This window comes from Kitasatospora sp. NPDC056800 (genome assembly GCF_042789775.1).
GTDB lineage: Bacteria > Actinomycetota > Actinomycetes > Streptomycetales > Streptomycetaceae > Kitasatospora.
This window is the reverse complement of the sequence record NZ_JBHUAL010000039.1, coordinates 43,336-51,277: the sequence shown is the minus strand read 5'-3', so window position 1 is coordinate 51,277 and position 7,942 is coordinate 43,336. Positions and strand designations below refer to the sequence as shown.

The following is a 7,942-nucleotide window of genomic DNA, read 5'->3' as shown; positions in this document are numbered from 1 at the left end:
CCCGCCCCCGGGTGTGCGTGAGAAGCCGGCCCGGCCGACTTCTCACGCACACAATGACCTTCCGTTTGGTCCGGCTGCGAGCAAGGTGCCCCTATTCGTCAGTGTGACGCAAACGGGTTGGAAGCCGCTTGCCCAGCCTGCGGCGTCTGACATGCTGATGGTCCGTCGAGAGGGGTCGCAGCGATGCAGTGGAAGATCCACGGGGAACGTCCGATCTACGAGAACCCTTGGGTGAACCTGTGGTTGGTCGACGTCGAGCAGCCTGACGGGCGCCGCTGGGAGTACCACGTGGTCAAGCTGCGGCACCTGGCCGTGGCCGCCATCGTGAACAGCGAGAAGCAGGTCCTCATGATGTGGCGGCACCGCTTCATCACCGACACCTGGGCCTGGGAACTCCCGATGGGCCTGGTCGAGCCGGATGAGACCCCGGCGGAGGCTGCTGCCCGTGAAGCACTGGAGGAGACCGGCTGGAAGGTCTCGGACGTGAAGCCGCTGATCTACGCGCAGCCGGCGAACGGGATCACCGACTCGGAGCACTTCGTCTTCCGGGCCGACGCCGCGGAGTACGTGGGACCGCCGACCGAGCGCAACGAGTCCGACCGGATCGAGTGGATTCCCCTGTCCGATCTGCGCGGCATGATCAACCGTCGCGAGATCGTCAGCAGTGGCACGCTCGTGGGCGTGCTCCACCTGCTGCTGGACGAGGCTGACCTTTGATCAGCCGGCCGCACTGGTGATCCGGTCGGCCAACGTCGCTACTGAGGCATTGGCCCGGTAGGGCCTGAGCAGGTGGCGGAACTCCTGGAGGTGGGCGACCACTCGGGGGGACTCGATCACTGCCGCGAGATCGGCGGCTTCCGTGGCGGTCGCGCACGCCAGCTCGACCTGCCGCCCCTGAACCCCGCTCCTTGTTCCCACCGCTGACAAGTGATCCCGCTGTTTCCCACCCCCCGCCCCCACACCCACCCCTCCGCCCTACCCCGCCCGCGTCGGGGCCCAACCCCCTCGCGTGCGTGAGAAGTCGGCCCTGCCGACTTCTCACGCACACGATGAAGGGCTGCGGAAGCCCGCGTTCTACTCGTGGTGCCCTGCGCCGACAGCCATCGCGTTGGCCAGTGCAGGCCTGCGAGTGATCCATTCCGTGTCACCGGTCTCCACCGAGCGTCGTACGGCCTCAATGATCTCCTCGTCGACCTCCACGGGTTGGGCCAGGTGTGCGCGCATGTAGTGCTTGAAGAGCGCCGGGAGCTGGTCCGGCCGGGTCACGGTCCTGGCCCGGAGGGAGAAGAGCGGCAGGAACCACGATTCGAAGCCCGCCCTGAGCGCTCGCGTGGATCGGTACGCCTCGTACAGCGGTTGGAGACTCGCGATGTGGTCGTACGGGAGGTGGCCGTGGAGGGTGTACTGGAGGCGGGTGCCGTCGTGTTGGCGGAAGCGCCGGCCGTGGGCGGCGATGTGGTTGGCGGCGTTCTGGGTGATGGTCATGACGGCCACCTCTGCCCGGTGCCTTCGGGCTGCGGCGAGGACGGTGGTGTGGACGCCGACCCGTGGGTCGAGGACCAGGCCGTCGAGGCCGAGGGGCGAGAGGTCGATGCCGTGGTCGCGGGTTCGGGAGAGGATCAGCCGCTCCGGGAGGTTGGCGGCGGTGTGCAGGAGGTGCCTGGGCTGCTGGCGGTGGTTGGCGTGGATGTCCGAGCGGTCGAGGACGGGGCGGTCCTTGGCGGGTTCGGCGACGAGCTGGAGACCGGTGCGGTTCAGGGTGTCGGTGCCGCCGCAGGCCTTGCAGGGGTGGCTGCCGCTGCCGGTCATGTGTCCGCAGGTGCGGCAGACGGGGACGGTCTCGGGGCTGATGGTCAGGGTGCCCGCGCGAAGGTTCGTCTCGATCATTTCCAGTGCGAGGGCGGCGACTTCGGCGTCGGCATCGGTCGTGATCCCGCCGGACGGGGATCGACCGTGGCTGTACTTGGCCTCGATCAGGTCGGCTTCGAACCGCTGACGGGGGATCCTCGGCCCGGCGGCTTCGCGGTGCCGGAGGTCTCCGGCGAGGGTGACGGTGTTCCACAGGTGGGGCGCGGGCGGCGAGCCGAGGATGGCGTTGAGGGCGGCGGCCAGGTGGATGCCCACGGCCTTGCCGGGGCGGGTGTCGAAGGTGAAGGGGCCGTTCTGGACGGGCCCGTTGAGGAACAGGTGCCGCACAGGTGCCTCCTAGATCGGCGGGGTGGTGGTGCCCGTCCGGGTGAACCGGCCGCCCCGTAGCGCGTAGTGGAGGATCGCGGCGTTGGGCAGCTTGCCCTTTCGCTCCTCGGCGAGGATCTCGGGCAGCATGCGGGCTTCGAGCAGGGAACGGAGCGCCACCACGGTGGTCTGGTGGGTGAAGGCGATGACGGTGCGTGGTTCCTGGAGATCGGCCTGGGCGAGGGCGGCGAACTCGGCGGCGCGGTCGAGTACACCCGCAGCGAGCGACTCCCCTCCGCCCGGCGCGGTCCAGACGTGTTTGCGCAGGCGGCGGTCCTCGGCGAGTTCGGGATAGCTGTCGTAGAGCTCGCGCTTGGTCATGTAGGTGGCGTCGCCGTAGTGCTGTTCGTCCAGGAGCGCGGTCTGCCGAGGCCACCCGTCGGGGGGGCCGGGCAGGGCGATCGCGGCGGTGTCGACCGCCCTGCGGTAGGTCGAGGTGTAGACGTGCGGTTCCGGGCCGGCGATCTGCGGTAGGACGCCGGCCAGCCACTGGGCCTGGCGGAAGCCGCGCGGGGTCAGGCCGACGACGGTGCGGGAGATGGTGTGTGCGGCGGCTCCGCTGTACGGGCGGGGGTCCTGGTAGAAGCCGCGGTACTTGTCGGCGTTCTCGACGGACTCGGCGTGCCGGATGACGAGCAGAGTCATGGTGCGGGTCCTATCCGGCGAGGTTGGCGACGTAGGAGCCGTTGACGGTCCAGGGGGTGAGTTCGATGCCGAAGCCGCTGTGATCACCGTCCTGGGTGTGGACGAGCTTGCCGGACAGGTGCACGGTGTCGCCGGACCGGAAGGCACCGGTGTAGGCGCCGAGGTACGAGCGCATGTGGGTGATCCGGCGGGCGAAGGAGTCGGGCTCGTCGATGGTCGAGCTGAGGATGGTCCTGACCTTGATCCCGTAGACGGCCGGGGTGGTGAGGCCCTCGGTGTGGTCGGTGATCTTCGCGAGGAGGGAGATCTCGCCGATCTCCTTGGAGGACAGGCGGGCGAAGGTCCGGTCGTGGTCGGAGCGGAGGGGCTCGCAGTTGACGTGCGCGCCGGTCCCCGCGGTGATCCCTTGGAGCTTGCGGCGTTCCTGCTTGATGAGCGTGTCGAAGGAACTGCCCTCCAGGTACTTGGCCCGGCGGAGGTACAGCCTGGTCAGGTCCTCGCCGTCGTACGGCCGGATCAGGTCGGTCCGCTGGAACAGTTCCTGGGCGGCCTGGTAGCCCTCCGGTCCGTAGCAGACGAGGTCGATGTCCGAGCGTTTGTTGAAGCAGCCGACGAGGAAGGAGCCCGTGACGCCGAGCAGACCCCGGGCGTCGGTCGAGGTGATCCACTCGGTGATCGCCAGGAGGTCCTTGCCCGCCGGATTGTCGGCGACCGCGCCGGGCGCCTCGTGGATGGCGGCGAGGGCTTGGCGGCAGGGGTAGTGGACGGCCACGTCCTCGCGGGGGATGCCGGTGATGACGCAGCCGAGGGTGTCGGAGTAGACGTAGCACTCGGGCCGGCCGGCCAGGATGCCGAAGGACTTCGACACCACGCTGTTCTGCCGGTAGGTCCGGCCGAGGAGCCGGCGGTCGCCCTTCTCGTCGGGGTGGTACTTGACGTAACCGAGGTAGTGGCTGCCCGGGTGGCTGTCGCCGATGACCTTGAAGACGACCCCGTGGTGGTCCATCAGGTAGTCGCGGTCACGGACGGAGGGCAACGGACTACCGGTGTTCGGCGGTGAACCGTTCGAAGGTGGGGAAGGTGCCGGTGTCGATCGTGCCGGACGACTCATACTGATCGAGTCCCATCGTGAACAGGGCGCGGCGGTACTGCCACTTGGTGTGCTTGTCGTGCCGCGTGGGGTCGGTGGGTCGCATGAGTGCGAGGAAGAAGAAGCACTTGACGAGCAGGAAGTCGCCCAAGTGCTCGCTTACCCGCCGGCCGATCAGGGACGCGGTGGTCCCGTCGAGCGCGGAGATGTAGGCGGCGCGCTGTTCCGCGGTGATCGAGTAGCCCTTGTCGCCGCCCTTGAAGGCCACGATGTCGAGCGCGGGGTAGACGTCGTAGCCGAGCGGGACCGGGCCGTGGTGCTGCCAGTCGATGACCCCGGCCGGGAGGATGTTGGGCAGGCCGTAGTCCAAGTGCCCGTGCACCACGGGGAGTCGGGCCAGCCGGTCGAGGGCGCGGTCGACCGCGTCGTGGACTCGCGGGGTGTCGAAGTCCGGGTTCTCCGTGAGGACTTCGGTCGCGAAGGCCGCCTTCTCGAACCATGGTGTTGAGGGCAGGGGGTGGCGTGCCTGGGCCTGGAGCAGCTTCGAGGCGACAGCAGCCGCCGTGCTGATGACCTGGTCGCCGATGTGCCCGTCGCGGTTGGCGTGTGCCAGTGCCTCCTCGTGCAGCGAGGCTTTGCCGATGGCCCGTTCGATGACGAAGTAGCCTCCGTCGTCGGACCCACTGTCGACGATCTCCGGGACGGGGTAGCCCAGGGTGGCTGCCAGTTGCTGGAACTCGGCTTCCACCCGGAGGTCCTCGCCGCCGGTCCGCTTGTAGAACAAGCCATCGGCTGATCTCCAGACCGCGCCCCGGGTAGCCGTTCTGCCCTTCACGAACTCCCAGCCGATCACCTGGCCGTCCTCCCGTAGCGTTCCTGTGCTGTACGGCAAGCAACGTAGCGGTGGTCGGGGATTCCAGGGGAGCGATTTCCTGTTATCTCAAGAAATCATCCCGAATGCTTTCGACCAGGCCCCGCATCTCGCCCCCAGTGGCGGCCGCGCGTTCGAAGGCGTGAAACTTGAGCACATACTGTTCGATATCCTTCGGCTCGCTCGTGGTGATTTCCGCATGCGGAATCTCCACGATGACCAGGCGCGAATCGAATATGACGAACGAGCAGGTAGGAAGTTGGGATTTCGGCGCGGGTAGGGGAACGATTCCGATGGTCACATTGGGTAGGCGTGACGCTGCCACAAGCCTGTCCAATTGTGCTGCCATCATGAGGCGCGGAATGAGCTCCCATCTCAAGACGGGCTCGGTGATCAGGAAATGGAATCGTCGGGCCTGATCGAAGAGGACCTCCTGGCGGCGCAACCGGGCGCTGATCATCTTTTCCAGCGCTTCGTCTGTGAGCTCGGAATGCTGCTGGACCGCTCGAACGTATTCCGGCGTCTGAAGTAGGCCCGGAATGCAGGAGTGCTGGAAGACGCGGAGTTCCTGCGTCTGTGCCTCTATCGCCCGGATGTCCTCCTGGTGCTTGTGCAGGCCGGCGCGGCGAAGGATGCGCCAAGCGGTGGCCTCCGTGGCAACGGCACGTGCGGCCTCGGTCAGGTGGGACTTCATGTCCTCGGGTACGCCAAGGGCTGCGAGGATGCGCTCCACATCGATGACGCTGGGGGCGAGACGACCGTTCTCGATCTTGCTCAGCTTACTCGGAGACATGGCAGCGCTGCGGGAAACCGCCTTGGCCTCCTTGCCGGCGGCCAGTCGCAGTTCCCGCAGCGCTTTTCCGAGATCTGTCCCTTTCACGCGCTTCCGTGCTGCTCCCACCACTCGGCGAACGGCGTGGCGTGGCTGAGGGCGAGGTCGCGGTACCCCAGCCACTTCTCGGGGGTCGGTTCCTCGTCGGCGCCGAGGAAGGATCCGCTGTCGCCGTAGCGCATGGTGACGATGGTGGACTCGTCGAAAGCCCAGAAATCGGGAACGCCGTCGAGCGGATTCGACTGCTCGGTGGTGTCGAGGATGAAGAACTCCTCTCCGGCGGTGGCGTTCTTGGTGTATCCCCAGCCGAGTTCGAACCGGAGGTAGGGGGTCAGCGGACGGGAGAGGATGTGGACCCGGTACATGCGCTTCCCGCTGATGGTATTCGCCCGGACCTCCTCCACCCATTCCTGGTTGTAGTCGCTCGGCTGCGGCTCACCGTTGAGGAACGAGCGGATGCTGTCCGCGTTCGACGATCCGCTGTAGTCGTCCAGCGTCTCCAGTCTGAATGCCTCCCGCTGAAACGTCGAGAAGAGGTTCTCGAAGTCTTCACCCGAGATACTCACTGGGGATCCTCCGAATCAGCGAAGCGGGAATGCGGACCGCGTCCTCTCCGGTGGGGAGCCGGAGCGTCGTCAGGGCCTCGGGGTCGTCCACGATGTGCCCCTGGATGATGAGATCACCCGTGCCGTCCACGGCGTACACCGTCGGGCAGGTGCCCTTCTCGCACTCCCCGGCAAGACGTGTCAGTTTCACTACGCTTCCCTTCCTAGGGTCCGGCCTCCTGTCTGATGCTGGCGAAGTGGTGACTTGCGGGTCAAGGCTTGGCAGTTGAGAGAACAGGAAACCGCTGCGAACTCACCGGATCGGGTGGCCTTTCGCCTGTGGCCTCTTGCGTGGAGCAAGAGGCCACAGGGTCGGGTGACGGCCCGTTCCCCGATGGTGCCCACACGGGCTGGCAGGACCTGGAATGCCCCTCGGCCCCGCAGCCGGCGGAGCCGCTTCGTGGGCCTCGTGCGTGGGAAGTCGGCCCTGTCGACTTCCCGCGCGAGGCTTTAGGCGGTTGTTGATCTGGGGGTGGGTGGGGAGATGGCTGGCGTCTTCGAGCGGTTCCGGGACCTGGCCGGGCGCTCGATGCGGAAGGTGTGGAGACGAGCCTTGCGCCGGGGCGGCGGGATCGTCCGGTTGGTGGGGAGAAAACCAGGGGGGCGGGCGCCGGCACGGTGCTACGGTCGGGCGCCATGAGCTGGCTTCCCGATGACTTCGTCCACCCCGTCCACGTGCCGCTGCCCGGCGGGCGCCACCACCTGCGGCCGGTCCGGGAGGCGGACGCGCCGCTCGACTATCCGGCCGTGATGGGTTCGCGCGAGCGGCTGTGGACCGTCTTCGGTCCGGCCTGGGGCTGGCCCGCGGCCACCATGACCTTCGAGGCCAACCAGGCCGACCTGTTGCGGCACGAGAAGGAGATCGCCGCCCACCAGTCGTTCAACTACGCGCTGCTCGACGAGGCGGAGACGGCCCTGCTCGGCTGCGTCTACATCGACCCGCCCGCGAAGGCCGGCGCCGACGGCGAGATCGCCTGGTGGGTGGTGGACGACCTGGTGGGCAGCGAGGTCGAGCGGGCCCTGGACGGGCTGGTGCCGCAGTGGATCGCCGCGGACTGGCCGTTCGAGCAGCCGCGCTTCCTCGGCCGGGGGATCTCGTGGACTGACTGGCTCGCCTTGTCCGCACACCCCGACGCGTGAGCTGACCCGGAGGCCCCGTGCCCCGGCCCGGCGCCGGGGGCACGGGGGAGGGAAGTCAGGCTTCGATGAAGTGGTCGAACTCGCCGGCCTTGGCGCTGTGGAGCCAGGCGGCGAGCTTGGTGGGGGTGGTGGTGACGATGGTGGTGGGGTCGTCCGACTCGCGGATGTAGACCAGCTCACCGGCGGAAGCGATTTCGACGCAGTTGGCCTGGTCGCTGCTGAAGCTGGACTTCTGCCAGTTGAGCTGTTCCATGCCCTACCTTCCCGGCGCTGCGTAACGGATGCCCGTGCCCCGGCCCGGCGCCGGGGCACGGGGGAGGAGAGTCAGGCTTCGGTGAGGTGGTCGAACTCGCCGGTCTTGGCGCTGTGGAGCCAGGCGGCGAGCTTGGTGGGGGTGGTGGTGACGATGGTGGTGGGGTCGTCCGACTCACGGAGGTAGATGCGGTCACCTTCGGAGGCGAGCTCTACGCAGTCGGCCTTGTCGCCGCTGAAGCTGGACTTCTGCCAGTTGAGTTGGCTCATGG

At 67.7% G+C, this 7,942-nt stretch carries 11 protein-coding genes; 2 read left to right on the top strand and 9 right to left on the bottom strand.

The features are described 5' to 3' along the window. Positions 1-183 precede the first annotated feature (183 nt). Positions 184-717 (top strand): NUDIX domain-containing protein, encoded by a 534-nt coding sequence (locus tag ACFRQN_RS12050; protein ID WP_380740046.1) that lies wholly within the window; start codon positions 184-186, stop codon positions 715-717. Between the two features lie 357 nt (positions 718-1,074). On the opposite strand, the gene ACFRQN_RS12045 is transcribed toward ACFRQN_RS12050, so the two are convergent. The 7 genes from ACFRQN_RS12045 to ACFRQN_RS12015 form a co-directional block, all read right to left on the bottom strand. Continuing rightward, on the bottom strand, positions 1,075-2,196 hold the full coding sequence (locus ACFRQN_RS12045; RefSeq protein ID WP_380740044.1) for a hypothetical protein: 1,122 nt from the start codon (positions 2,194-2,196) through the stop codon (positions 1,075-1,077). 9 nt (positions 2,197-2,205) lie between these two features. Then, entirely contained in the window at positions 2,206-2,880 is a 675-nt protein-coding gene (locus ACFRQN_RS12040) for a histidine phosphatase family protein (RefSeq protein ID WP_380740042.1), read from the bottom strand. A gap of 10 nt (positions 2,881-2,890) precedes the next feature. After that, the gene (locus tag ACFRQN_RS12035) at positions 2,891-3,916 is read right to left on the bottom strand and encodes a hypothetical protein (RefSeq protein WP_380740040.1); all 1,026 of its coding nucleotides are present in this window, start codon (positions 3,914-3,916) and stop codon (positions 2,891-2,893) included. Between the two features lie 4 nt (positions 3,917-3,920). Continuing rightward, a complete protein-coding gene (locus ACFRQN_RS12030; RefSeq protein WP_380740038.1) occupies positions 3,921-4,754 on the bottom strand; it encodes a phosphotransferase in 834 nt (277 codons plus the stop codon). Between the two features lie 151 nt (positions 4,755-4,905). Continuing rightward, entirely contained in the window at positions 4,906-5,721 is an 816-nt protein-coding gene (locus ACFRQN_RS12025; protein WP_380740036.1) for a helix-turn-helix domain-containing protein, read from the bottom strand. Next, on the bottom strand, positions 5,718-6,239 hold the full coding sequence (locus tag ACFRQN_RS12020; RefSeq protein ID WP_380740034.1) for a DUF6879 family protein: 522 nt from the start codon (positions 6,237-6,239) through the stop codon (positions 5,718-5,720). Before ACFRQN_RS12020 ends, ACFRQN_RS12025 begins: the two co-directional genes overlap by 4 nt. Then, complete coding sequence (locus ACFRQN_RS12015) at positions 6,223-6,429, bottom strand: hypothetical protein (protein WP_380740032.1); 207 nt, start codon at positions 6,427-6,429, stop codon at positions 6,223-6,225. The genes ACFRQN_RS12020 and ACFRQN_RS12015 overlap by 17 nt, the downstream gene beginning before the upstream one ends. Positions 6,430-6,914: 485 nt before the next feature. Here ACFRQN_RS12015 and ACFRQN_RS12010 point away from each other — a divergent pair, with 485 nt between their 5' ends. After that, positions 6,915-7,418, top strand: coding sequence for a GNAT family N-acetyltransferase (locus ACFRQN_RS12010; RefSeq protein ID WP_380740030.1), 504 nt, complete (start codon positions 6,915-6,917; stop codon positions 7,416-7,418). A 55-nt stretch (positions 7,419-7,473) separates the two neighbouring features. Here the strand turns inward: ACFRQN_RS12010 and ACFRQN_RS12005 are convergent, their stop codons facing one another. Then, positions 7,474-7,671 (bottom strand): DUF397 domain-containing protein, encoded by a 198-nt coding sequence (locus tag ACFRQN_RS12005; RefSeq protein WP_380740028.1) that lies wholly within the window; start codon positions 7,669-7,671, stop codon positions 7,474-7,476. A gap of 71 nt (positions 7,672-7,742) precedes the next feature. Then, positions 7,743-7,940, bottom strand: coding sequence for a DUF397 domain-containing protein (locus tag ACFRQN_RS12000; RefSeq protein WP_380740026.1), 198 nt, complete (start codon positions 7,938-7,940; stop codon positions 7,743-7,745). Between the last annotated feature and the right edge of the window lie 2 nt (positions 7,941-7,942).

What these genes read in the sequence shown, in the direction of transcription:
- ACFRQN_RS12050 (WP_380740046.1), top strand. Translation starts at nt 184, where the DNA reads ATGCAGTGGAAGATCCACGGGGAACGTCCGATCTACGAGAACCCTTGG.
- ACFRQN_RS12040 (WP_380740042.1), bottom strand. Translation starts at nt 2,880, where the DNA reads ATGACTCTGCTCGTCATCCGGCACGCCGAGTCCGTCGAGAACGCCGAC.
- ACFRQN_RS12010 (WP_380740030.1), top strand. Translation starts at nt 6,915, where the DNA reads ATGAGCTGGCTTCCCGATGACTTCGTCCACCCCGTCCACGTGCCGCTG.
- ACFRQN_RS12005 (WP_380740028.1), bottom strand. Translation starts at nt 7,671, where the DNA reads ATGGAACAGCTCAACTGGCAGAAGTCCAGCTTCAGCAGCGACCAGGCC.
- ACFRQN_RS12000 (WP_380740026.1), bottom strand. Translation starts at nt 7,940, where the DNA reads ATGAGCCAACTCAACTGGCAGAAGTCCAGCTTCAGCGGCGACAAGGCC.